Here is a 22,282-nt window from a genome sequence, read left to right on the forward strand (position 1 = left end):
TTTTCACCCGATGCCCAAGCGCCAAGACCTCCACAAGATTCTCCTCATCGGTTCCGGCCCGATCGTCATCGGCCAGGCCTGCGAATTCGACTATTCCGGCGTTCAGGCCTGCAAGGCCCTGCGCGAGGAAGGCTACGAAGTGGTGCTGATCAACAGCAACCCCGCCACCATCATGACGGATCCGGAGTTCGCCGCCCGGACCTACATCGAACCCATCACCCCCGAAGTGGTGGAGATGATCATCGCCAAGGAAAAACCCGACGCCCTCCTGCCCACCCTCGGCGGCCAGACCGCCCTCAACACGGCCATGGCCCTGTTCAAAAACGGCGCCCTGGCCCGTCACAACGTGCAGATGATCGGGGCCAACGCCGAAGCCATCACCAAAGGTGAAGACCGCCAGATCTTCAAGGACTGCATGATCAAGATCGGCCTCGATGTGCCCAAGTCGGGCGTGGCCAAATCCGTCGCCCAGGCCCTGCAAATCGTCGAGGACATCGGCGGCAAATACCCCGTCATTTCCCGTCCTGCCTTCACCCTCGGCGGCACCGGCGGCGGCATCGCCTACAACCGCAAGGAATTCGAGGAACTCGTCGCCCGCGGCCTCGACCTTTCGCCAACCGGGGAAACCCTTATCGAGGAATGCCTGCTCGGCTGGAAAGAATACGAGATGGAAGTCATGCGCGACCGCGCCGACAACTGTGTCGTCATCTGCTCGATCGAAAACTTCGACCCCATGGGCGTTCACACCGGGGATTCCATCACGGTGGCCCCTGCCCAAACGCTGACCGACAAGGAATACCAGCGCATGCGCGACGCCTCCTTCGCCGTCATCCGCGAGATCGGGGTCGAGACCGGCGGGTCCAACATCCAGTTTGCCACCGATCCGAAGACCGGGCGCATGATTGTCATCGAGATGAACCCGCGCGTGTCGCGTTCGTCCGCCCTGGCCTCCAAGGCCACCGGATTCCCCATCGCCAAGATCGCGGCCAAACTGGCCGTTGGTTACACCCTCGATGAATTGCGCAACGACATCACCAAGGAAACGCCCGCCTCCTTCGAGCCCACCATCGATTATGTGGTGACGAAGATCCCCCGTTTCACCTTTGAGAAGTTCCCCGGCGCCGACGCCACCCTGACTTCGCAGATGAAGAGCGTGGGTGAGGCCATGGCCATCGGGCGCACCTTCAAGGAATCGTTCCAGAAAGCCATCCGCTCCCTTGATTTGAAAGGCAAGGACGGCACCCTGGCCTTCGGCACGCCCAAGGAAAAGCAGCCCCTTGAAACCATCAAATCCAAACTGCGCACGCCCAACCACCAGCGATTCTGGTGGGTCACGCACGCCCTGCAGTGCGGGTTGACGGTGGAGGAAATCCACCAACTCACCGCCATCGACCGCTGGTTCCTGGAAAATCTCAAGCAGCTCTCCGACCTGGCCCTGGAGATCGAGAAAGCCGACCTCTTCGACCCTTCCTCGCTCCCCCTTCTGGAAACCGCCAAATCCTACGGCTTCTCCGATCTGCAACTGGCCGAACTTCAGTCTGCCAACTTAAAACTCAAAACCTTAAACCCCAAACAATCCTCCCTCCTCATCCGCCAGACCCGCAAGGCGGCGGGAGTCTCGGCCAGCTTCCGTCTCGTCGACACCTGCGCGGCCGAGTTCGAGGCCTACACGCCCTATTTTTATTCCACCTACGACCGCGGCGACAACGAGGCCAAGCGCACCCCGAAGAAGAAGATCATCATTCTCGGTGGCGGCCCCAACCGCATCGGCCAGGGGATCGAGTTCGATTACTGCTGTGTCCACGCCAGCCTTTCCCTCCACGAGGCCGGATACGAGACCATCATGGTCAACTCCAACCCCGAGACCGTTTCCACCGATTATGACATATCGGACAAGCTCTACTTCGAGCCCCTCACGGTCGAGGACGTGCTCAACATCTACGAAACGGAAAACATCGACGACCAAGTACAAGGCGTGATCGTACAGTTCGGTGGGCAGACGCCCTTGAATCTGGCCTCCGATCTCGCCGCTGCAGGCGTGCGCATCATCGGCACCCCGGTCGAGGCCATCGAGCGGGCCGAGGATCGCAAGCTCTTCCAGGAAATGCTGCACAAGCTCAAGCTCCGCCAGCCCGCCAATGCCACCGCCGTCGGCGAGGAACAGGCCCTGCGTGGGGCCAATGCCACCGGCTACCCCGTCCTCATGCGCCCGTCCTTCGTCCTTGGCGGACGCGCCATGCAGATCGTTTACCACGACGAGGAACTCCGCGATTACCTCCGCCGCAATGGCGAGGCCATCGGGGACCGGCCCATTCTCCTCGACCAGTTCCTCGACGATGCGACGGAGGTCGATGTGGATTGCATCGCCGACGGGACCGACGCGGTCATCGGGGCGGTCATGGAACACATCGAACGCGCCGGGGTCCATTCCGGCGACAGTGCCTGCGTCATCCCGCCCTATTCGCTCAAGCTGGCCGTGATTGAGGAAATCCGCCGTTCCACCATCGCCATGGCCAAGGAACTGGGTGTGAAGGGGCTGATGAACGTCCAATTCGCCGTGCAGAAAGACACCGTTTACGTCCTCGAGGTCAACCCGCGCGCCTCCCGCACCGTGCCCTTCGTCTCCAAGGCCATCGGTCATCCGCTGGCCAAATACGCTTCGCTCATCATGTCGGGCAAGACCTTGAAAGAACTGGGCTTCACCCGGGAAGTCATTCCCACCTATTACAACGTCAAGGAGGCGGTTTTCCCCTTCAACAAATTCCGCGGGGTGGACATTCTCTTGGGGCCGGAAATGAAGTCGACCGGCGAAGTCATGGGCATCGATCCCGATTTCGGCATCGCGTATGCCAAGACCCAGATGGCCGCGGGCGGGGCCCTGCCGCTCAAGGGCAAGATCTTCGTCAGCGTGCGCGACACCGACAAGCCGCTCATTGTCGACCTCTCCCGCCAGCTGGCCGAGATGGGATTCACCGTGTGCAGCACCAGCGGCACCGCCAGGGCGCTGAAGGACAACGGCGTGCCGGTGGAGGAACTGCAAAAGATCAACGAGGGCCGTCCCAACGTCATCGACCTGATGGAGAACGGCGAACTGGCCCTCCTCATCAACACCCCCTACGGGCCGGTTGCGCGGACCGACGAAATCAAAATCCGCACCACCGCGCTCTACCACAAGGTGCCGGTGATGACGACCATGGCCGCGGCCGAGGCCTCGGTGAAAGGGATCCGCTCCCTCATCAAGGGCGGTTTCAGCGTCACCGCCCTGCAGGATGTCCACCGCAAGTGATGTTTTGGAAGCCCAATCACGAAAACCAGTCAACAAAAGGATAGACCATGAAACCAATGATCGGTGCGATCTCCTTGATGCTTGCCGTTGGTCTGGGCTCGACAGTCCATGCCCGCAGTTCCCAAAACAACGTCGGCTCGCAGCTGGGATCGATCGATGTCAAAATCATCGAAAACAAGCCCGAAGGGGAATGGGTCGGCAAGCCCAAGGTGGTGGAATTTTGGGCCACGTGGTGCGGCCCCTGCCGCGACAGTATTCCTCACATGAATAAGATCCATGACCAATTCAAGGATCGGGGTTTGGTGATCATCGGCATCACCGATGAGGACCGGAAGGACGTGAGGGAATTCACCAAGGAAATCCCCATGCACTACGTTGTGGCGACGGATGAAAAGGCCAGACTCAAGAAAAGCCTGGCGGTGACGGCGATCCCCCATGCGGTGGTGGTGGACAAGGCTGGCAAGATCGTTTGGGAGGGACACCCCCTGCAATTGGAAGATAAGGTTGTCGAGGACGTGCTCAAATAGCCGACTGAGCAACATTCTGCCGCTTGAAGGGATACTGTCCCTGATTCCGAACGTTTCCAGCATCATCGCCTTGTAAAGCTTCCGCCGCCGATAGTGCCCCGTCCGGCTTGTCTGGTAACGATGGTTGCCCCATCATCCCGGAGATGCGAAGAGTTCTGTGCTTTTTATTGATGGGTTATTGTGGCCATTTTTCAGCCACTGGTATCAGGGCCGAGTCCGTTCCACCTCCTTCAACCTATGCCTTGGACTCCCGGCTTGGTTCGCCGGATTTTTGGACGCTTGCCCCCGCCGCCCTGCCGGATTTTTTCCGTGATTCCCCCTTTTCCTGGAACTCCAGTGAGAAAAGCGAGCTTCGGGCGGCAGGGGAAGGTCTGACCTATTTGGACTTGTCGGTGGCCGAGGTGGTCATCCGTCTGGGTGCAACCGGGCCCAGGGAAGTTTTCGTCTCCTTCTACAACCGCGGCGACCTGGGCCGCATCGCCGATGATTCCTTCGAGGCCTATGCCGCCAAGGTGGAAGCCGCCGTGGCCGGACATGCGGGTGTGGCGGCGGAAGACCTGGGGGATGAATTCAAGCGCAGCAGCATCCGGTCGGTGAGCAAGGTGTGGTCGGCCCCGGCATATTCCGCCCGCCTCGACACGGCCTATTCCCGCGTCCGGGAAAGCGGGGAATTACGCCGGCAGGACCGCCCCGAATTCATCAACCTGACCCTCTTTCCTCCCGGAACAGCCAGCGAAGGCATGCGTGTCCAGCGCAAGGCCGATACCGCTTTGTTGGACCTGCGTCAGCGGCTGAAGAAACTGGACAATGGCGATGTCTTTCTGGAGGGCGTTCCCATGGTGGACCAGGGGCAGAAGGGCTATTGCGCGGTGGCCACGATGGAACGCATTCTCCGCTATTACGGCAGCGAGGTGAACCAGCACGAACTGGCCCAGCAGGCCAACGCCAGTGGTGAGGGGACCAATCCGGACAGCCTGGTCCAGGCCCTCCGGAATATGGGCGGAAAACTCGGCCTGCGCGTCGATGAAAAGATCAACTTCGAGTCCAAGGATTTTTTTGACCTGGTCGAGGATTACAACAAGCTCGCCAAAAGAAAGCAGGAGCCGGAAATCCGCTTCGGAGGCATGCGGGTGATCTCGATGCCGGAGATTCTTGCCAGCATGCAGCCGGAATTGGTGAGGGAGATCCGACTGAAAAGCCAGGGCAGGGTCGATAAATTTTACCGGGAAATCACCGACACCATCGACCAAGGCCGCCCGCTGGCCTGGGGGGTGCAACTGGGGTGGGTCGAAGAAAAGCCCAAGCTTCCCCAGGCCAGGGGCGGCCATATGCGCCTGATCATCGGGTATCAACCGCAGAAGCGGGAGGTGCTTTACACCGACAGCTGGGGCTACGGCCACGAACTCAAGCGGTTGCCCTTGGAAGACGCTTACATGATGACCAATGGGTTGTTTGTCGTTGAACCCAGGAACTGACAATCGGGGGTTTCCGCCGGGCCGGAAAATGAGGTTGGCCACGAACATCATTTCACTGTGTCGCAATTTCTATTCAATCAGCCGCTGGCGGTAGCTAGACCAAAAAAAGAACATGCGATCCAGTTGGAGAAGCGATCATACCAAATTGAATTGTGTGGGCGTAAAAGTGCCTTATGGGAGGGCGAAGATCCTGGCTCCCCCGTAAGCCTTCGGGGCTGAGCCGCCCTTGGAATAGAGACATCAAACCGGCTCGGCAGGAGCCTCGCCCTCCCGTTTATTCTGTCGCTCAGTCATTTTAATTTGGAATAGCAGGGCGTTCCGGCCAAACTCAAAAAGAAGCTCCCGGTAGCCTCTAGAGCATATTGCATTTAATCTGCCGCTCGATTTCATGCTCTTTCTCATTTTTCGTGCTCTTTGAGTGGGAGAGAACGAACACGAGAGCGAGTAAGAGAAACGATATGAACCCCGTGCCAATTCGAGCACTTCCAGTTTTGATTGAATCAATCCGGGTTCCCAGGGTGGAGTGGGTTGTCCCGCCATAGCCTAGGCGACGGCGGAAGAGCCCGCTCCATCCGAGAGTGAGAAATGCATCTAGTTAAACTGGAATGGCTCTAAACGCGATGCGCTCTAAAACTCAGGGATTCGGTATCAGGCCAGGAAGCGGCCGAGCAGGGGGCGCAGGGCTTCGGCGGTTTGGTTCGGCCAGGCGTGGCGCGGAGTGATGAGGGCGGCGTCGAGGGCGTGATGGGCAGCGGTCTGCTCTTGGAGCGGGATCTGGGCTACTGCCAGGGCGACGGTGCGGGCGGCGAGGGTGGCGTTGTCATGCAGGATGCGCACCACATCGGCCACGCTGACCTCGGCCTCTTCACCATGCCAGCAATCGTAGTCCGTCACCATGGCCAGGGTGGCGTAGCTGATTTCGGCTTCGCGGGCCAGCTTGGCCTCGGCCAGGTTGGTCATGCCGACGACGTCGAATCCGTGGGAGCGGTGGAATTCCGACTCGGCGCGGGTGGAGAAGGCGGGGCCTTCCATGTTGACATAGGTGCCACCCCAATGGCAGACGGCACCCGAAGTGGTGGCGGCTTGATATAGAATCGTGGCCAGTCTGAGGCAGACGGGATTGCCGAAGCTGACATGGGCGGCGATGCCGTTGCCGAAGAAGGTGTGGGTGTCACGCGTCTTGGTGCGGTCGAAGAACTGGTGTGGCAGGACGAAGTGGCGGGGTTTGAGATGTTCCTTGAGCGATCCCACCGCGCTCAGGCTGATGATCCAGCGCACGCCGAGGGACTTGAGGGCCCAGATGTTGGCACGGTGGGGGATCTCCGAAGGCAGGAGGTGGTGGTTTCGACCGTGGCGGGGCAGGAAGGCGACTTTCCGACCGGAGAGGGTTCCGGTGCGGATGGCATCGGAGGGTTCACCAAACGGCGTGATGAGACGGAGTTCTTCGGCTCCGTCCAAACCTTCCATGTGGTAGACGCCGCTGCCGCCGATGACTGCGATAGGGATGGGGGGCATACAGTTGGTTTTAAGTTTGAAGTATTAAGTTTTAAGTGGGGACGGATGAGCAATGATCGATTTTTGAAGCATCAAGTTACTTAAAACTTAAACCTTACAAACTTAAAACTCACTCGACCGTGACCGACTTGGCCAGGTTGCGGGGTTTGTCCACATCACGGCCGAGGAGAACGGCGGTGTGGTAGGACAGCAACTGGAGGGGGATGATGTTGAGGATGGGTTGGAGCATTTCGATCGTTTTGGGAACCTCGATGACATCGTCGGCCACGGCATAGATCTCGTGGTCGGACTCGTTGGCCACGGCGATGACCGGGCCCTTGCGCGCCTTGATTTCCTGCATGCTGCTCATGTTCTTTTCGTAGAGGGTGTCCTGCGGACAGAGCATGACTGAGGGGGTTTGGTCGTCGATGAGGGCGATGATCCCGTGTTTGAGTTCGGCGGTGGGGTAGCCTTCGGCGTGGACGTAGGAGATTTCCTTCATCTTGAGGGCGGCCTCGAGGGCGACGGGGTAGTTGGCCTGGCGTCCGAAGAAGAGCATGCTGCGGGAACCGGAATACTTGGTGGCAATCTCGCGGATTTCGTCGTTGCGGTGGAGGATCGAAGTGATCTGCTGGGGGAGGCGTTCGAGGGCTTCGATGATCTCCTGACCGCGGGCCGGGGAGATGTAGCGCATGCGGCCGAGGAGGAGGGTGAGGAGGGCGAAGATGGTGACCTGGGAAACGAAGGATTTGGTGGCGGCCACGCCGATTTCCGGCCCGGCGTGCATGTAGACGCCGCCGTCGGATTCCCGGGCGATGGTGCTGCCGACGTTGTTGCAGACGCCGAGGACGCGGTAACCCTTGCGGCGGGCTTCCCGGAGGGCGCCCAGCGTGTCGGCGGTTTCGCCGGACTGGCTGACGGCAAAGAAGATGCTTTTTCGGTCGACCGGCACGTTGCCGTAGCGGAATTCACTGGAAAAGTGGCATTCGCAGGGAATGTTGGCTTCGGTTTCCAACATCTGTTCGCCGACCATGCCGGCATGCAGGGCGGTGCCGCAGGCCACGACCATGACGCGTTCGATGTCGCGCAGTTGTTCGTTGCTCAGGTTGAGGCCGCCGAGTTTGGCGGAAAGTTCCTCCTGGTTGAGACGGCCGCGCAGGGCGTTTTCCACGGCCACGGGCTGCTCGTAAATTTCTTTGAGCATGAAGTGGGGGAAGTCGCCCAATTCAGCGGCCTCGGGTGCATAATCCAGTTCCTTGATTTCGAAGGAAGACTGGCTGGCATCCAGCGTGGTGACCTCGAAGCTCTCGCGGCGCAGGGCGACCAGGTCGTAATCCTTGAGGTAGACCACTTTTTGGGTGTAGGGCAGAAGGGCGGTGGCGTCGCTGGCGAGGTATTGTTCGTGTTCCCCGACCCCCATGACGAGCGGGCTGCCGCGACGGGCGCCGACAATCAGACCGGGGTGGTCGGCGTGGATGACGGCGATGCCGTAAGTGCCTTCAATTTCCGAAAGGGCGCGGCGGACGGATTCGATGAGACGGGCGTCGCCGGTTTGGGTGGATTCGGCATAACAAACACCGATGAGGTGGGCCAGGACCTCGGTGTCGGTGTCGGAGGCAAAGAGATGGCCGTTGGCAACGAGCGCTTTTTTGAGGGTCTGGTAGTTTTCCACCACCCCGTTGTGGACGAGGGCGAGGCGACCGGAGCGGTCGAGGTGGGGGTGGGCGTTGCGGTCGGAGGGTTCACCGTGGGTGGCCCAACGGGTGTGGCTGATGCCGGTGGTGGCCTTGGAGATGTGATGGCGCAGGGTTTTGCTGAGTTCGGAGATGCGTCCGGCTTTTTTCTGGACCGAAATCCCGTCGGATTCGATCAGGGCGATTCCGGCGGAGTCATAACCGCGGTATTCGAGACGCGCCAGAGCGTCCAACATGAGGGGTTGGGCATCTCGGCCACCGGTGTAAGCAACGATTCCACACATAAATAGAGCAATTTGTACTTTGTTCTAGCCTTCCCAGCTTTCGAGCGTCAACTTATTAAGACCCTATGGATTCTTACACCCCCGATCCCGGACGGGTTGTTTCCGTGATTCTTGGAGGCGGGGCCGGAACCCGTCTGTTTCCCCTGACCAAAGAGCGGGCCAAACCCGCGGTTCCCCTGGCGGGCAAATATCGCTTGGTGGACATCCCGATCAGCCTCTGCATCAACTCCGGGCTCAAGCGCATTTTTCTCCTGACCCAATACCTCAGTTCTTCGATGCACCGTCACGTGCAACAGAGCTACCGGTTTGATGACTACAATCCGCGGGGATTCATCGAAATCATGGCGGCGACGCAATCGAGCGACCTGACCGGCTGGTATCAGGGAACGGCGGATGCGGTCCGGCAAAATCTGCGCCATTTCCGCAATCACAAGCATGACCTCGTTCTCATCCTCTCCGGCGACCAACTTTACCGGATGGACTACCGGCACATCCTGTCGCAACACGTCTTACAGAAGGCGGACGTGACGGTGGCGACCATTCCCGTGGACCGGGCGGCCGCACGCGGCTTCGGCATCATGCACATCGACCGGGAGGCCCGGATCACCCGTTTTGTCGAAAAACCCAAGGAAGACGCCCAGTTGGACAGCCTGGTCATTGAGGAGGAAGCCCGGAAGAACCTCGGATTGGATCCCTCAGAGGGCTCGTTCCTGGCCAGCATGGGTATTTACGTCTTCAACCGCGAGGTCCTGGAATCCGTGCTGGAAGACTCGGCCGTGACCGATTTCGGCAAGGATGTCATCCCCGGGGCCATCCGCAACCTGAGGGTGTTTTCCCATGTTTACCGCGGCTACTGGGAGGATATCGGTACCATCCGTGCCTTCTACGATGCCAACCTCGACCTGACAGAGCCGGTGCCCAAATTCAATTTCTACGACGCCGAGTCGCCCATCTACACCCGCTCGCGCTACCTGCCCGCGAGCAAGATCGACCAGTGCCAGATCGAGCGGGCGACGGTCTCCGACGGGTGCATCATGCGGCAGTGCAATGTGTTCCGGTCGATCATCGGCATCCGTTCCCGGCTGGACCCCGGGGTGAATATCCGGGACAGCATCCTGATGGGGGCGGACTACTACGAGTCGCTGGCGGATCTGGAGAAGAACGCGCGTGTGGGGCGTCCCAACATCGGGGTGGGGCCGAACACCGTGATCGAGGGGGCGATTGTCGACAAGAACTCGCGCATCGGGGCGAATGTGGTGATCCGGGCCCAGGGCAAGCCGGATACGGATGGCGGTATCTACTACGTGCGGGACGGGGTGGTCATCATCCCGAAGGACGCGGTGGTTCCGGACGGAACCGTCATCTGAGTTGGCGCATGCAGCGTTTCCCGAAAGCACGTTCCTGGTGGTGGCCGCTCCGGCTGCTGCTGGTGTGCTCGGTTTGTTGGTTGGCAGCGGCGGATGTTCAATCGCAGACTGCCGCCCGCCAGAGCGAGGTCAAATTCGGCGATGTGACGCTCAAGTTTGTCCGCAACATGAAGCTCCTCCGCGGCATGGTCGACCATGCGGAACTCGGGCAGATGATCGATGTGGTGGTCAAGAAGGCCGAGGATCTGCAGGCCTACAACAACGACAAGAACGCCGATGAAAAACGTTTCCGCATCATGCGGCAGATGGAAACGATGGTGCGGCGCGAGGGCATTCAGGAAAGCGACCAGAAGCGTCTGGAAAAGTTGCAATCCGAATTGCGCGAACTGGATCCGACGGGAAGTTTCCAGAAGGCACGGGGCGAGATGAACCGCAGCATCCAGGAACTCCAAAATTTTCTCGGTCAAATCCACAACCCGGACGAACGCTCGGAAGACATCCAGCGTTTGATCCGGATGCACCTGAGCCTGTACAGCCGATGTCTGAGCAAAATGAATTGAGGGACAACGTCCTTGGCCGACCGGTCCTGCTTTTGGCTCTTTTGAGTTTGGCCGTGGCAGTGCCGGCTGCCAGGGCCCAGGAAACGGGGGGTCTTCCGGCGGCACCGAAGGCACCGGCCAATATCCAAGAGGTGCTGAAAACCCTCAAGGAATCCGAAAAAAACGACAAAGCCCGCATCCGGGAAATCGAGGGCATCGTTTTTCCCGTCCAGGATGAGATCGCCCAGAAGCTCTTCTATTTCAATCCCGGCGAGTTTTCCTTCCTGCGCATGCAGAGCGAGGCCGGGCGGTCGCTTTCCCGGTTTTTCGAGGCCCAGGCGCGCATCGACCAGGACAGTTGGGCCGGGGTGGCCGATGCCTTTGATGTGGCCTACGAAGCCCTCAAGGGGGGACAGCTCTGGGTGGGCCGGGAGGCAAGTCTGGTCGGTGAAGACAGCGCGCTTTTTGGCGAACTCAGCGCCAAGGTCAACGAAGCCATGGCGCAACGACCCGATGGGGCCAAGCTATTGGCCATGATCGACGAGCGGAACAAGCTTCTGGCCAAACTCAAAACCTCGGCCCCCATGATGAAGTACCTCGGTGAACGCCGCCAGTGGTGGCAGAACTACCCCGGTTACATCAAAGCGGTCGAGGAAGAGTCCGATAAAACCCGGTGAGCCGCGGGTGGCTTGATCTTTGCCACCGTCTGTGCCATGGTTTCCCTCTGGCGTCCGTGATTTAGTGGTAGAATGCGAGCTTCCCAAGCTTGATGTGAGGGTTCGATTCCCTCCGGACGCACCCTTCATCGTGGCCGGGCAGGTTGAAGACAGGCTCCCTACTTAGATCACCCTTCTGCCAACTCCGATCCTATTGGGACCACCATTCAGCCGATCGACTGGTCCTTTCTCCAAGCCGGTTGACTTTCTTCAATCTGGCATCATGATGCTTTTATGAGAACCACCATCAGCATCAGTGATGGCTTGTTGGGAGAATTGCGGCAACTTGCCCGGCAGCGCAAGCGCCCGTTTCGGGAGATTGTTGAGGAAACCCTGCAACGGGGGCTGGGCGTTGGAAAATCGACGCGCAAGCGTGTGCGCCTTGTGACTCGTCGCGTCGGGATCAAACCCGCTTACCAAGGCATGAGCATGAACCAGCTTTTTGACCAGATCGAGGCGGAGGAAGGAGCCTTGCGGGGCCGGCGATGATCATTCCCGACGCAAACATTTTGATTTACGCCCACGATGAGGCCGCGCCGCATCATGCCAAGGCGCGGGCATGGTGGGAAGCCGCTCTGGCCGGAGAAAAACCCGTCGGGTTGGTGTGGGTGGTGGTGCTGGCCTTCACCCGTCTCTTGACCCACCCGACCCTGGCCCAAGACCCGTTGTCGGTTGCCGAAGTCCGGCTCATGGTCGAGCAATGGATGGAATCGCCTTCTGTGCGACTCTTGGGGCTTTCCGAACAGGCCCTTCCTCGTTTCTTTGATCTGCTGGAAAAAGCGGGTGGGGGCGGCAATCTGTCAACCGACGCCTTGATCGCGCTCCACGCCATGGAGCATTCCGCCACGGTGGTGAGCAACGACCGGGATTTCGACCGCTTTCCCGGCCTCAAACGACTGAATCCGCTGGTTTAGAATATGTTCCGTGATGGATTTGTCTCAAGGCTTCGTAGACCGCGATACCGGCGGCGGTGGAGAGGTTGAGGCTGCGGGTCATGGGGTTGGGCATCGGGATGGTGGTTTTCCGGCCCGGAAAGGCTTCCAAAACGCTGGCGGGTAGTCCCTTGCTTTCCTTTCCAAACAGGAGGTAGTCACCATCCAGGAACGGAGTATCCCAGAGGGTGCGGTCTCCGCCCGTTTCGACCAGCCAGACACGTTGTCCGATGAGTTGGGGATGGAAGGCGGCCCAGTCGGGGTAGGTGGTGATGCTGGCCTGCTCCCAGTAATCCATCCCGGCACGTCGCAGGGTGGCATCGTTGATCTGAAAGCCGAGCGGTCCGACCAGGTGAAGGCGGCTGTGGGTCACGGCGCAAAGACGGGCCACATTCCCGGTATTGGGCGGGATCTCGGGCTCGATGAGGACGACGTGGAGGGCCATGGGGTTTCAGTTGGAAAGGGGGTTCTGTTCCTGGGCAAAAGAAAAGGTGGGGGCCACATCAGGGGGATAGAACACCCGTGCCAGGTAAAGCCCGCAGGCCGGGGCGGTGTTGGGGGCGTTCTGGCGGCAGCGGGCTTGGAGGATGCCGAGAAAATCCTCCGGGGTGGCCTTGCCCAGTCCGACTTTGACCGCGGCACCGGCCAAATTCCTGACCATGCGGTAGAGGAAGCCATCGGCCCGGAAGACCAGGCGGATTTCCTCGCCGTTTTGGGTGAGGGAACACAAGGACATGGTCCGCACCATGGTGGTGCGTTCGTAGCCGGGATTGCTGGCGAAGGAGGAAAAATCGTGCCGTCCTTCGAGGTGGACCAGGGCCTCGGTCATGGCCCGGCTGTCGAGGGGTCGCGGCACGTGCCAGGCCCGCCCGTGCTCCAAGGGGGGCATCACATCGCGGTTGAGGATGCGGTAGTGGTATTCCTTTCCGATGGAAGAAAAGCGGGCATGGAAATGGTCGGGGGCGAAATCATTGTCGAGGACCCGCACCGAGGGGGGCAGATGGTCGTTGAGGGCCATGCGCAGTCGCCGGGGCTCCGGGATGCGTGGCTCGGCCAGAAAGGAGGCCACCTGGCCGTGGGCGTGGACGCCGGTGTCGGTGCGCCCGGAACCCTGGACGTCGATCGGACGGCCCCAGATGCGGGCCGCGGCCTGCTCGAGTGCGAGTTGTACCGTGGGCAGGTCCCCCTGTCGTTGCCATCCCTGGAAAGGTGCCCCGTCGTAGGCCACGAGCAAACGGTGGACCTTGGTTTCAGGGGAGCTCATGGGTGGGGGTGTGAAAAAAGGAAGCCCCTGGTCCATTCTCGGATCAGGGGCTTCTGAAGAAGGGGAAGCGATGGGATGAGCCGGTCAATTCCAGAGCTTGTCGAAATTGTAGGTGGCCCCGATGAAGCCCCCGAGCGCGTTCACGCCGTGATTGCGCTCGGCGATGCTGGCGTTGGAGATGTGGTGGAACATGCCTTCGAGGTCAACCGACCACTCCTCGTTCACCAGGAATTTGAATCCAACACTGGCCTGGGGGGTGAACTCAATGGCCTGACCGATGGCTTGCTGGTTGTCGTCCTCGTAAGCGTCGGTGTAGACAATGCCAGCACCGGCTTGGACGTAGGGGACGACCTTCCAATTGGGTTGGACGAAATTGTAGCGCACCAGTGCGGTCGGACCGATGACGACCGAGCCGAAGCCGTCGAAAACGCCACTGGCGGAGAGTTCGGCCAGGGCTTCCCAGTTGCCGGCGAAAAACCCGCCCTCGGGATTGGGGGTATTCAACATCCAGCCGAGGCGGAGGTTGGTTTGGGCGTAATTGAAGGTAGGGATCTTGGGGCCGATGCCGGTGCCGGAGAAGAGGGCGCCAGTCACCGCTTGGACCGAAATGCGGTCCTCGACAAAGCGGGGTTCGTTCAAAGCGGGAGCGATGCGCAGCTGATCGGAACCTGCTTGGAGAGAGGAAATCCCCGAAGCGAGCAACAAAGCCAGCGCGTAGAAATGTGTTTTCACGTGCGAAATTTAGAATTCATTCCTTGGGCGTGTCAAGAAAGCTTTGCAGCATGACCTGTGCCGAAGCGCCGTCGATTTTTTCTTTCTGTTGGCGGGAGCGGGTGCCCCCCTCACGCAGTTTTTTTGCCGCTTCCACTGTGCTGAGGCGTTCGTCGACCATGCGGATGGGGATGGGGACGACTTCCTTGAGGCGGCGGGCGAATTCCTCGGCAGACCGGGCGGAGGGGCCGTAGCTTCCGTCCATGTTGCGGGGCAGGCCGACCAGGATCAGGTCGACTTCTTTTTCGCGCACCAAGGCCCGGAGGGTGCCAAAAAGCTTGGTGAAGGGGGTGGTGGGCAAAGGGGGCAGGGCAGAAGCGAGGTTGCCGGTGGGGTCGCTGAGGGCCACCCCGACGCGTTTGCTCCCGTAATCAAGCGCCATCACCCGGCTCATGGCTGGTGGCAGGCTGCGGCCAGAGGTTGGACGAAGGCTTCCAGTCGGGCGGCGAGGTCGGCTTCGTTGCGCCAGGAAGCGATGCGGTCGACGATGGCACTGCCGACCACCACGCCCTGGGCGGCGCGGGCCACTTGGCGGGCCTGTTCGGGATTGGAGATGCCGAATCCGACACAGACGGGCAGGAAGGTGTGCCGACGGATGAGGGCGACCCGTTCCTCCATGCTGCTGGAAACGCTGGTCTGCATGCCGGTCACGCCCTCCCGTGAGACGTAATAGATGAAACCGGAGGAAGCGGCGGTGATTTTGCCGATTCGTTCCTCGGGTGTGGTCGGGGCGATGAGGCTGATCCGGCGGACGCCGGGGTGGGCGTTCCATTCCGGGCCGGCTTCCTCCGGAGGAAGGTCGAGGAGGAGAATGCCGTCGACGCCGGTGCGTTCGCAGTCGGCCAGAAAGCGGTCGAGGCCATAGTGGTGGACCGGATTGTAATAGGTGAAAAGAACGAGGGGGATTTGCGTGGAGGCCCGGATTTTTTCCACTATGGAGAAGACGCCGGCCACGGTGGTTCCGGCTTCGAGCGCGCGTTGCGCCCCCAATTGGTTGACCACCCCGTCGGCGAGGGGGTCGGAGAAGGGAACGCCGAGTTCGACCACGTCGGTACCGGCCCGTTCTAGCGCGGCCACCAGGGCCGGGGTGAGGTCCGGGGAGGGGTCGCCGGCGACGAGATAGGCCACGAAGGCACGGGACTGGCGGGAGGAAAGATTCTGGAAAAGGCGGTCGATGCGGTTCACGGTCAGGGGCACTTTCTCACCCCAGAAGATGGTGGGCAACGATTTTCAATCCGCGCAGCCCGAGGAGGGGGTCGACAACGTCGACGCCCTTGAGGGCGCCTTTCATCATGAGGCAATCCCCCCCGGTGGTGATGACGGTGGCATTTTTCGAACCGAGTTCGGCCCGGACCTGGGAAAGGACCTCCTGGACCAGGCCGCGGTAACCGTGGAAGGCGCCGATGCAGATGGCTTCGCGGGTGCTTTTGCCCACGGCACGGCTGGGGCGGGTCAACTTGACGCGCGGCAGGAGGGCGGTTCTTTCATGGAGATAGTCGGTGAAGGCCTGCAGGCCCGGGGCGATGACCCCGCCTAGGTATTCCGCACGGCTGGAAATGATGTCGAAGGTCAGGGCGGTTCCGAGATCGACGACAATGGCGGGGAGGGGGTGGAGGTGGCAGACGGCGACGGTATTGGCGAGACGGTCGGCACCGATTTGTTTGGGTCGGGGGTACTTGATCTTGATGCCGGGCAGGTTGCGGTGGTCCAAATCCAGGAGCTGTTTGGCAGGCCATACCTGGTCGAGGAGTTTTCTGGCCTGCGGGACCACACTACAGACCACGAGGGGGTGTCCGGGGTGGCGCCGTTGGATGCGGCGCAGGAAGGCGGGTTGGAGATCGCGGGTCAAACAGCGTTCGATGCGACCGAGGCGCCCACCGACGAGGGGACAGAACTTCGTCCAAGTGTTGTTGATATTGACCAGGAGGGCAGGGCCCGGGGCGGGAGGCATGGGTGGGATGGGGGAAGGACAGGGCCGGGGGGCTCAGCTTTGGGCGGTGTAGAACTCGCCGTAGGGTTCTCCAAGCAACTGGGAAAGCCGGACAAACTGGAAGTCCTTTTCCATCAATTGGTCTAGCATGGCGCCACAGGCCTCGGCGGTTTGGCTGTGGAGATCGTGGAGGAGGACGATCGATCCCGGTGCGGCAGCCGAGACCACACGCTGGACGATGGTGGAGGAACCGGGGCGTGACCAGTCACGCGGGTCGACGGACCAGAGGGCCACTCCGAGCGATTTGCAGCGGGGTATCGGGCCCTGATCGCGGCGGAAGGCCCCATAGGGTGGACGGAACCAAGCCGGGGGGCGGCCGTTGATGCCCTCGAGGACATCCTGGGTTTTTTGAAGTTCGTAATTGACCCTTTCCTCACTCAGCCCGCTGAGGGCGGGGTGGGTGTAGGAATGGTTGCCGATCTCGTGTCCGGCCGCGGCCACTTCCTTGGCCAGAGAGGGGTAGGCATCGGCATTGCGGCCGATCATGAAAAAAGTGGCGGGGATGGAACGGCGGGCCAGTTCTTTGAGAACGATTTCTGTCACGCCGGGGGTCGGCCCGTCATCGAAAGTCAGGGCCAGACGGTTGTTGAAACCCGGCCCGTGATTGACGAAGTGTGCATTGAGCCGGGTTTTGGCTTCGTCGGGTTTGACCGGTTCAGGTTCGGCGGCCCAAGCGGGCAGGACCGACCCCACACCCACTCCGAGTGCGGTCATTTTCAGGAATTCGGCCCTCCTCAACATGGGGTGATTATCGTGTCTGGTGGATTTCTGGCAATCCCAAAGCAGTGGAGCCGCCCGCCATGCTTTCGCTTGCCAAGCCGCAAGTCCGCAGCCCATGCTTCGACCCTTTGCGATGAAGATTTGCGATGCTACCCAGTTCTATTCCGAGGTCGGGGGAGGGGTGCGCCGTTACCTTCAGGAGAAACGGCGTTATGTTCTCGAGCACACCGAGGACGAACACATTCTCCTGGTACCCGGGGATCGGACGGGGGTGGTGCGCGATGGCCGGCTGACCACCTGCAGCGTCCGTTCCCCCCGCATCAACCGCAGTTCGCGTTACCGCATCCTCTTCAACCTGGCCCGTGCCGAGGAGTTCATCCACCGGGAAAAACCCGACCTGATCGAGTCCGGCGATCCTTATCACTTGGGTTGGCGGATGATCGATGCCGCCCACGGAAACAACATCCCGGTCGTGGGTTTCTACCATTCGCATTTTCCCGAGGCCTACCTGCGCACGGCTTTCAAATATTGTGGTCCATGGGTGCGCGAGGTCGGTCTGGCCTATGCCCAGGATTACATTGTCAGGCTCTACAATGACTTCGACGTCACCTTGGTGCCCTCCGAGCACCTGGCCCGTCTGCTGGCCGGATGGGGCGTGGCGACGACACGCCCGGTGCGATTGGGGGTGGACATCGCGGTTTTCCGGCCCGGTCCGCGTGATCCGGCCGTGCGGGAAAGGCTGGGACTGCCGGCCGACCGCATCCTGCTCTTGTATGTCGGGCGTCTGGCCGGCGAGAAAAACACCCCGTTGTTGATGGAAGCTTTCGACCGGCTGGAGTCTGCGCATCCGGGCCGGTATACCTATCTGGTGATTGGCGATGGGGCGCAACGGCCCAAGGTGCGGGAGTTGCAGGACCGCATCCCGCACTTCCAGTGGATGTCCTACTGTCATGATTCGGGGGAATTGGCGGACATCTACCGGGCCGCCGATCTGTTTGTTCATCCAGGGGTTTGCGAGACATTCGGTCTGGTCACCCTGGAGAGCCAGGCCTGCGGGTGCCCGGTGGTGGGCATCCACGGCACTTACATGGATGCGTTGATCGCCGCCGGACTGGAAGACTGGGCCGATGCCAACACCCCGGAGGCCCTGGCCCTGGCCATCGACCGGTACTCCCGCACCGATCTGGCCGCCCGGGGACAAGCGGCCAGCGAACATGTCAGGGCCAGGTATTCCTGGAAAACCGTCTTTGATGACGTCTGGAAGATCTATCGTGCCGCGATTGAACAAAACCGGGAGCGCCGGCGGCACGGTGCGCTCCACGCCGATTTCCATATCCCTATCGCATGAGCAAAGACACCCCGATCCACGTGCGTTTTTACCGGGCGGAGGACCGTGAACGGATCCGTCAAATTTGTTGCGATACGGGATTCCTGGGCCAGCCGATTGATCCGGTGTTCCAGGACCGCGAGCTCTTTGCGGATTACCTCACGGCCTATTACACCGACATCGAGCCCGAATCCAGTGTCGTGCTGGAGGCGGAAGGGCGGGTTCAGGGCTACATCCTCGGGTCGCGACATCCGGCCAAGCAGGATGCCTTCGACCGGCGCGCGGCCCCCGGCCTATTTCTCAGGGGCATCATCCGGTACGCCACCGTCTACAATGCGGCTTCGCGGCGATACGTCCGCTGGATTCTGTCCAGAGGCTGGCGGGAAGTGCCCGCCCGGCCGGAGAAGATGGCCCATTTCCACATCAACCTGCTTTCGCCCTATCGAACCGTGCGCGGCACCCATGACCTGATCGATTTCTTTCTGGATTACCTGCACCGCACGGGCGAAGCGGCGGTCTATGGGCAGATGGTGACCTTTGAGAAGCGGCGCGGGGAGCGCATGTTCGCGCGCTATGGATTTGAGGTGAAGGACTGTGTGGAAGTGACCAAGTACCGCCATCTGGTGCCCACGCCGGTCTACCTTTTCACCGTGGTCAAGGATCTGCGGAAAAACCCGCGCCTCTACGGGACCGATCTCTGGAAGGTTGGAAAGGAAGACCAGGGAACTTTGGAGGGCGGGGCATGAAGCATTTGGTGGTTTCCCTGCACGATTTCCACCCCGGTTCCCTCGATCTGATCGGTCGCCAGGTGGAGGAATTGGCCGCGTGGGGCGTCGGGCAAACCTCCATTCTGGTTGTGCCGCATTTCCACCGTGAACGGACCACCGCCTCCGATCCGGCCTCGCTCGCTTTTCTTGAGCGGTGCGCCTCGGGGGGACATGACCTTGTTTTGCACGGATACTACCACCAGCAGGCGGGTCACGAACTGGCGACCTTGTTCTGGTCCGCCTTCTACACTTCGGGTGAATGCGAGTTTGTCGATTTGAGCGAGGGCGAGGCCAAGCACCGCATTGAATGGGGACGCAGGCTGTGGGACGAACGGGGCTGGCCGCTGCATGGGTTCATCGCCCCGGCCTGGCTGATGCCGGAAAAGCACGATCACCTTCTGCGACGTTTGGGATTCCTCTACACCACCCGGCTGCGGGCGTTCAAGGTCCTGCCCAAGGCGTTGGAGGTGGCCTCGCAAAGCCTTTGTTACAGCACCCGTTCGTGGTGGCGACGCTCGGCCTCGTTCCAATGGAATCCGGTGCTATTCAGCCGCCTGCGGGGCAAGCCCCTGCTGCGGTTGAGCCTGCATCCGCGCGACCTGGAGTATCCCGAGTTGCGGATGCAGATCCGGGAGATTGTGGAAATGGCCTTGGCGGATGGCTACCAGCCGATAACTTACGCGGCGTATGCCCAGATGTGACCTTCAGGTGCACTCCCGTTTTTCCGACCGTCCGTCGGAATGGGTGTTGCGCAAACTCGGGGTTCCGGAAAGTTACACCGATCCCCTGGTGATCCACCAGCGTCTGGCCGCTGCGGGGTTTGATTTCATCACCATCACCGACCACAACCGCATCGAGGGCGGGCTGCAGATCCTCCACCTTCCCGGCAGTTTCCTCAGCGAGGAGGTCACCACGTATTTCCCGGCGGATGGGTGCAAGGTCCATCTGTTGGTCTGGGACATCACCGAGGCCCAACATGCGGAGATCCAGCGGCTGAGGTCCAACATCTTCGAACTGGCCGCCTATCTCCGTGCCGCGGACATCGCCCACGCCGTCACCCACCCGCTCTCCGGGGTGAACCATTCGTACACCGTCGAGCATTTCGAGCGCCTTCTCCTGCTCTTTTCCTGTTTTGAGACCCTCAACGGCAACCGCGATCCCCTGGCGGGAGAGGTCACGGCGGCCTGTCTTGACCGTCTCACACCGGAGTGGATCGACCGTTTGGCGGACAAACACGGACTGAGTCCGCTTCCGCCGGAGCCATGGAAAAAAGCGCGCTTCGGAAGTTCGGACGATCACGGTGGGTTGTATCTCGGCCAGACCTGGACCGAGTGCGCCGCCGCGGGCGGGCACCGGGAGTTTTTGCGCGCGGTCATGCGGGGGGATGGAGCCCCGGCCGGCCGGGGAGGGGACCCGCTCCGTTTCTCCAACAGCATCTACAACCTGGTCTTTTCCTACGCGTCCGACCGGCTGGGCAAGACCGCACCCCAGGGCATGAAACTGGTGCAGGATGTGGCCCGCCGCTTCCTCGAGGGCAAAAATCCCACGCATTTTTCCTGGGGGGAAAGACTGGGTCACCTCACCGAAGCCATCCGCACGGGCAAGGCCATGGATTTCATCCGGCCCAACGACCCCTCCCTCAACCGCGAACTGGCGACTTACTTCCTCGACCCGAGATTGACCACCCAGCTGGACCGGATCATCCGCCTGGAGCCCAATGCCGAGCGGCGCTCCTTCCGCATGGCTTCGAAGATCGCCAACGATCTGGTCTACCGTCTTTTCCGGCAAGTCATCCAGCGGATAGACCGGGGCGAGCTGCTGGAAAGCCTCCAACCGGCCACCGGCATGCTGCCCATCCTGGCGGGGGTGGCCCCTTATGTGTTTTCCTATCATACACTGCGCACCAACAGGCCGTTGCTGCGGGCCGCGGCCCGGGGTTTCCTGCCCGTGGTTCCCGACGCCCTGCGCAACAGCCGCCGGGCCTGGTTCACCGATACCCTCGAGGACGTCAATGGCGTGGCCCGCACCATCCGCACCATGTCCCAGGCGGCCGGACAGCAGGGCCACGACCTCACGGTGGTGACCTGCCGATCCGACAGCCAGATTGATGACATCCGGTTGAAGAACTTCGAACCGGTGGGTGAGTTCGAATTGCCGGAGTACAAGCTGCAGAAACTCAGTTTCCCCCCGGTGCTCGACATGATCGACTACATCGACCGGGAGGGGTTCACCGAATTGATCATCAGCACGCCCGGGCCGGTCGGGATGACGGCAATGGCGGCGGGCAAGCTGCTGGGTATCCCGTCGATCGGGATTTACCACACCGATTTCCCCCAATACGTGCGCATCCTGACCGAGGATGAGATGATGGAGACCCTGATGTGGAGCTTCATGCACTGGTTTTACTCCCAGATGGATTTGGTCTACGTGAACTCCGAGTTTTACCGGCAGTGTTGGATCGACCGGGGATTTTCCCCTTCCCGTTTGGACATCCTTCCGCGCGGATTGGATACCGAACTCTTCAATCCCAAACACCGTGAGCGCGATTTCTGGAAAAAGCGGGGCGCCCGCCATCCGGTCCTGCTCTACGTCGGGCGGGTTTCCAAGGAAAAAGAACTGGGCTTCCTGGTGGATATCTTCAAGGAACTGCGTGCGGCGGGCGTGGGCTGCGACCTGGCCGTGGTCGGCGACGGGCCCTATCTGGATGAAATGAAACAAACCTGCCCGGAGGCCATTTTCACCGGCATCCTGACCGGTTTGGAACTGGGGCGGGCCTATGCCTCGGCCGATCTTTTTGTTTTCCCCAGCACGACCGACACTTTTGGTAATGTGGTCATCGAAGCCCAGGCAGCGGGACTGCCGGTCCTGGTCTCGGACGTGGGTGGGCCACGTGAATTGGTGCGTCTGGAGGAACAGGGACGTGTGCTTCCGGCTGGACAAAAATCCTTTTGGGTGTCGGCCATCCGCGATTTGCTGGAACACCCCATCAGTCGTGAGCGGATCATGAGCCACGTGGCTCAATTGCAGGAAAAGCGAAGTTGGGATCAGGCTTTTCGCCGGTTTTGGCAGCGTACGGCATCGTGAGGGCCGGCCCCCGACCAAGGAGCCGCGTTCGTCCATACCAAGGCA

The 22,282-nt window shown here is 60.9% G+C and carries 21 protein-coding genes and 1 tRNA gene; 13 read left to right on the plus strand and 9 right to left on the minus strand.

Features of this window, described 5'->3' with window-relative positions; translation table 11 throughout:
* Positions 1 to 10: 10 nt before the first annotated feature.
* From carB to SFU85_11930, 3 genes are all read left to right on the plus strand, one after another.
* Positions 11 to 3,286 carry a carbamoyl-phosphate synthase large subunit gene (gene carB / locus SFU85_11920; protein MDX6767483.1) on the plus strand — a complete coding sequence of 1,092 codons (3,276 nt, stop codon included), beginning with the start codon at positions 11 to 13 and terminating at the stop codon, positions 3,284 to 3,286.
* A gap of 47 nt (positions 3,287 to 3,333) precedes the next feature.
* A complete protein-coding gene (locus SFU85_11925; protein MDX6767484.1) occupies positions 3,334 to 3,813 on the plus strand; it encodes a TlpA disulfide reductase family protein in 480 nt (159 codons plus the stop codon).
* Between the two features lie 242 nt (positions 3,814 to 4,055).
* The gene (locus SFU85_11930; protein MDX6767485.1) at positions 4,056 to 5,288 is read left to right on the plus strand and encodes a cysteine peptidase family C39 domain-containing protein; all 1,233 of its coding nucleotides are present in this window, start codon (positions 4,056 to 4,058) and stop codon (positions 5,286 to 5,288) included.
* Between the two features lie 648 nt (positions 5,289 to 5,936).
* On the opposite strand, the gene mtnP is transcribed toward SFU85_11930, so the two are convergent.
* Complete coding sequence (gene mtnP / locus SFU85_11935; GenBank protein MDX6767486.1) at positions 5,937 to 6,803, minus strand: S-methyl-5'-thioadenosine phosphorylase; 867 nt, start codon at positions 6,801 to 6,803, stop codon at positions 5,937 to 5,939.
* A gap of 109 nt (positions 6,804 to 6,912) precedes the next feature.
* The gene (glmS, locus tag SFU85_11940) at positions 6,913 to 8,760 is read right to left on the minus strand and encodes a glutamine--fructose-6-phosphate transaminase (isomerizing) (protein ID MDX6767487.1); all 1,848 of its coding nucleotides are present in this window, start codon (positions 8,758 to 8,760) and stop codon (positions 6,913 to 6,915) included.
* A gap of 65 nt (positions 8,761 to 8,825) precedes the next feature.
* Here glmS and SFU85_11945 point away from each other — a divergent pair, with 65 nt between their 5' ends.
* The 6 genes from SFU85_11945 to SFU85_11970 all read left to right on the plus strand — a co-directional run bounded on the left by SFU85_11945 (position 8,826) and on the right by SFU85_11970 (position 12,296).
* On the plus strand, positions 8,826 to 10,127 hold the full coding sequence (locus tag SFU85_11945; protein ID MDX6767488.1) for a glucose-1-phosphate adenylyltransferase: 1,302 nt from the start codon (positions 8,826 to 8,828) through the stop codon (positions 10,125 to 10,127).
* 8 nt (positions 10,128 to 10,135) lie between these two features.
* Entirely contained in the window at positions 10,136 to 10,687 is a 552-nt protein-coding gene (locus tag SFU85_11950) for a hypothetical protein (protein ID MDX6767489.1), read from the plus strand.
* Entirely contained in the window at positions 10,666 to 11,343 is a 678-nt protein-coding gene (locus SFU85_11955; protein MDX6767490.1) for a hypothetical protein, read from the plus strand. The genes SFU85_11950 and SFU85_11955 overlap by 22 nt, the downstream gene beginning before the upstream one ends.
* Positions 11,344 to 11,393: 50 nt before the next feature.
* Positions 11,394 to 11,464 (plus strand) — tRNA-Gly (locus SFU85_11960).
* Positions 11,465 to 11,616: 152 nt separating this feature from the next.
* Positions 11,617 to 11,871 (plus strand): hypothetical protein, encoded by a 255-nt coding sequence (locus SFU85_11965; protein MDX6767491.1) that lies wholly within the window; start codon positions 11,617 to 11,619, stop codon positions 11,869 to 11,871.
* Positions 11,868 to 12,296, plus strand: coding sequence for a TA system VapC family ribonuclease toxin (locus SFU85_11970; GenBank protein ID MDX6767492.1), 429 nt, complete (start codon positions 11,868 to 11,870; stop codon positions 12,294 to 12,296). Before SFU85_11965 ends, SFU85_11970 begins: the two co-directional genes overlap by 4 nt.
* Here SFU85_11970 and SFU85_11975 read toward each other — a convergent pair.
* From SFU85_11975 to SFU85_12005, 7 genes are all read right to left on the minus strand, one after another.
* Entirely contained in the window at positions 12,271 to 12,759 is a 489-nt protein-coding gene (locus SFU85_11975) for a tRNA (cytidine(34)-2'-O)-methyltransferase (protein ID MDX6767493.1), read from the minus strand. The two genes, SFU85_11970 and SFU85_11975, sit on opposite strands and share 26 nt — an antisense overlap.
* A gap of 6 nt (positions 12,760 to 12,765) precedes the next feature.
* On the minus strand, positions 12,766 to 13,578 hold the full coding sequence (gene truA / locus SFU85_11980; protein ID MDX6767494.1) for a tRNA pseudouridine(38-40) synthase TruA: 813 nt from the start codon (positions 13,576 to 13,578) through the stop codon (positions 12,766 to 12,768).
* 84 nt (positions 13,579 to 13,662) lie between these two features.
* Positions 13,663 to 14,310, minus strand: coding sequence for an acyloxyacyl hydrolase (locus SFU85_11985; protein MDX6767495.1), 648 nt, complete (start codon positions 14,308 to 14,310; stop codon positions 13,663 to 13,665).
* A gap of 16 nt (positions 14,311 to 14,326) precedes the next feature.
* Positions 14,327 to 14,743, minus strand: a complete 417-nt coding sequence (gene ruvX, locus SFU85_11990) for a Holliday junction resolvase RuvX (protein ID MDX6767496.1) — start codon at positions 14,741 to 14,743, stop codon at positions 14,327 to 14,329.
* Positions 14,740 to 15,573, minus strand: a complete 834-nt coding sequence (gene trpA, locus SFU85_11995; GenBank protein MDX6767497.1) for a tryptophan synthase subunit alpha — start codon at positions 15,571 to 15,573, stop codon at positions 14,740 to 14,742. The genes ruvX and trpA overlap by 4 nt, the downstream gene beginning before the upstream one ends.
* The gene (locus tag SFU85_12000) at positions 15,551 to 16,300 is read right to left on the minus strand and encodes a type III pantothenate kinase (protein MDX6767498.1); all 750 of its coding nucleotides are present in this window, start codon (positions 16,298 to 16,300) and stop codon (positions 15,551 to 15,553) included. The genes trpA and SFU85_12000 overlap by 23 nt, the downstream gene beginning before the upstream one ends.
* A 33-nt stretch (positions 16,301 to 16,333) precedes the next feature.
* A complete protein-coding gene (locus SFU85_12005) occupies positions 16,334 to 17,080 on the minus strand; it encodes a polysaccharide deacetylase family protein (GenBank protein MDX6767499.1) in 747 nt (248 codons plus the stop codon).
* Between the two features lie 112 nt (positions 17,081 to 17,192).
* Here SFU85_12005 and SFU85_12010 point away from each other — a divergent pair, with 112 nt between their 5' ends.
* The 4 genes from SFU85_12010 to SFU85_12025 are packed head-to-tail and all read left to right on the plus strand — an operon-like array spanning position 17,193 to position 22,237.
* Positions 17,193 to 18,407, plus strand: a complete 1,215-nt coding sequence (locus tag SFU85_12010) for a glycosyltransferase (protein ID MDX6767500.1) — start codon at positions 17,193 to 17,195, stop codon at positions 18,405 to 18,407.
* A complete protein-coding gene (locus SFU85_12015) occupies positions 18,404 to 19,132 on the plus strand; it encodes a GNAT family acetyltransferase (protein MDX6767501.1) in 729 nt (242 codons plus the stop codon). The genes SFU85_12010 and SFU85_12015 overlap by 4 nt, the downstream gene beginning before the upstream one ends.
* The gene (locus SFU85_12020; GenBank protein ID MDX6767502.1) at positions 19,129 to 19,854 is read left to right on the plus strand and encodes a polysaccharide deacetylase family protein; all 726 of its coding nucleotides are present in this window, start codon (positions 19,129 to 19,131) and stop codon (positions 19,852 to 19,854) included. The genes SFU85_12015 and SFU85_12020 overlap by 4 nt, the downstream gene beginning before the upstream one ends.
* Entirely contained in the window at positions 19,841 to 22,237 is a 2,397-nt protein-coding gene (locus SFU85_12025; GenBank protein MDX6767503.1) for a glycosyltransferase, read from the plus strand. Before SFU85_12020 ends, SFU85_12025 begins: the two co-directional genes overlap by 14 nt.
* Positions 22,238 to 22,282 lie beyond the last annotated feature (45 nt).

The sequence above is a fragment of the Candidatus Methylacidiphilales bacterium genome (assembly GCA_033875315.1).
Taxonomy (GTDB): Bacteria; Verrucomicrobiota; Verrucomicrobiia; order Methylacidiphilales; family CAZTYG01; genus JANRJG01.

Coding starts and splice junctions, on each gene's coding strand:
- SFU85_12015 (MDX6767501.1), top strand. CDS start 18,404: ATGAGCAAAGACACCCCGATCCACGTGCGTTTTTACCGGGCGGAGGAC.
- SFU85_12020 (MDX6767502.1), top strand. CDS start 19,129: ATGAAGCATTTGGTGGTTTCCCTGCACGATTTCCACCCCGGTTCCCTC.
- carB (MDX6767483.1), top strand. CDS start 11: ATGCCCAAGCGCCAAGACCTCCACAAGATTCTCCTCATCGGTTCCGGC.
- mtnP (MDX6767486.1), bottom strand. CDS start 6,803: ATGCCCCCCATCCCTATCGCAGTCATCGGCGGCAGCGGCGTCTACCAC.
- SFU85_12000 (MDX6767498.1), bottom strand. CDS start 16,300: ATGCCTCCCGCCCCGGGCCCTGCCCTCCTGGTCAATATCAACAACACT.
- SFU85_11945 (MDX6767488.1), top strand. CDS start 8,826: ATGGATTCTTACACCCCCGATCCCGGACGGGTTGTTTCCGTGATTCTT.
- SFU85_12025 (MDX6767503.1), top strand. CDS start 19,841: ATGCCCAGATGTGACCTTCAGGTGCACTCCCGTTTTTCCGACCGTCCG.
- SFU85_11975 (MDX6767493.1), bottom strand. CDS start 12,759: ATGGCCCTCCACGTCGTCCTCATCGAGCCCGAGATCCCGCCCAATACC.
- ruvX (MDX6767496.1), bottom strand. CDS start 14,743: ATGAGCCGGGTGATGGCGCTTGATTACGGGAGCAAACGCGTCGGGGTG.
- SFU85_12005 (MDX6767499.1), bottom strand. CDS start 17,080: ATGTTGAGGAGGGCCGAATTCCTGAAAATGACCGCACTCGGAGTGGGT.
- SFU85_12010 (MDX6767500.1), top strand. CDS start 17,193: ATGAAGATTTGCGATGCTACCCAGTTCTATTCCGAGGTCGGGGGAGGG.
- SFU85_11965 (MDX6767491.1), top strand. CDS start 11,617: ATGAGAACCACCATCAGCATCAGTGATGGCTTGTTGGGAGAATTGCGG.
- SFU85_11950 (MDX6767489.1), top strand. CDS start 10,136: ATGCAGCGTTTCCCGAAAGCACGTTCCTGGTGGTGGCCGCTCCGGCTG.
- truA (MDX6767494.1), bottom strand. CDS start 13,578: ATGAGCTCCCCTGAAACCAAGGTCCACCGTTTGCTCGTGGCCTACGAC.
- SFU85_11970 (MDX6767492.1), top strand. CDS start 11,868: ATGATCATTCCCGACGCAAACATTTTGATTTACGCCCACGATGAGGCC.
- glmS (MDX6767487.1), bottom strand. CDS start 8,760: ATGTGTGGAATCGTTGCTTACACCGGTGGCCGAGATGCCCAACCCCTC.
- SFU85_11955 (MDX6767490.1), top strand. CDS start 10,666: ATGTCTGAGCAAAATGAATTGAGGGACAACGTCCTTGGCCGACCGGTC.
- SFU85_11925 (MDX6767484.1), top strand. CDS start 3,334: ATGAAACCAATGATCGGTGCGATCTCCTTGATGCTTGCCGTTGGTCTG.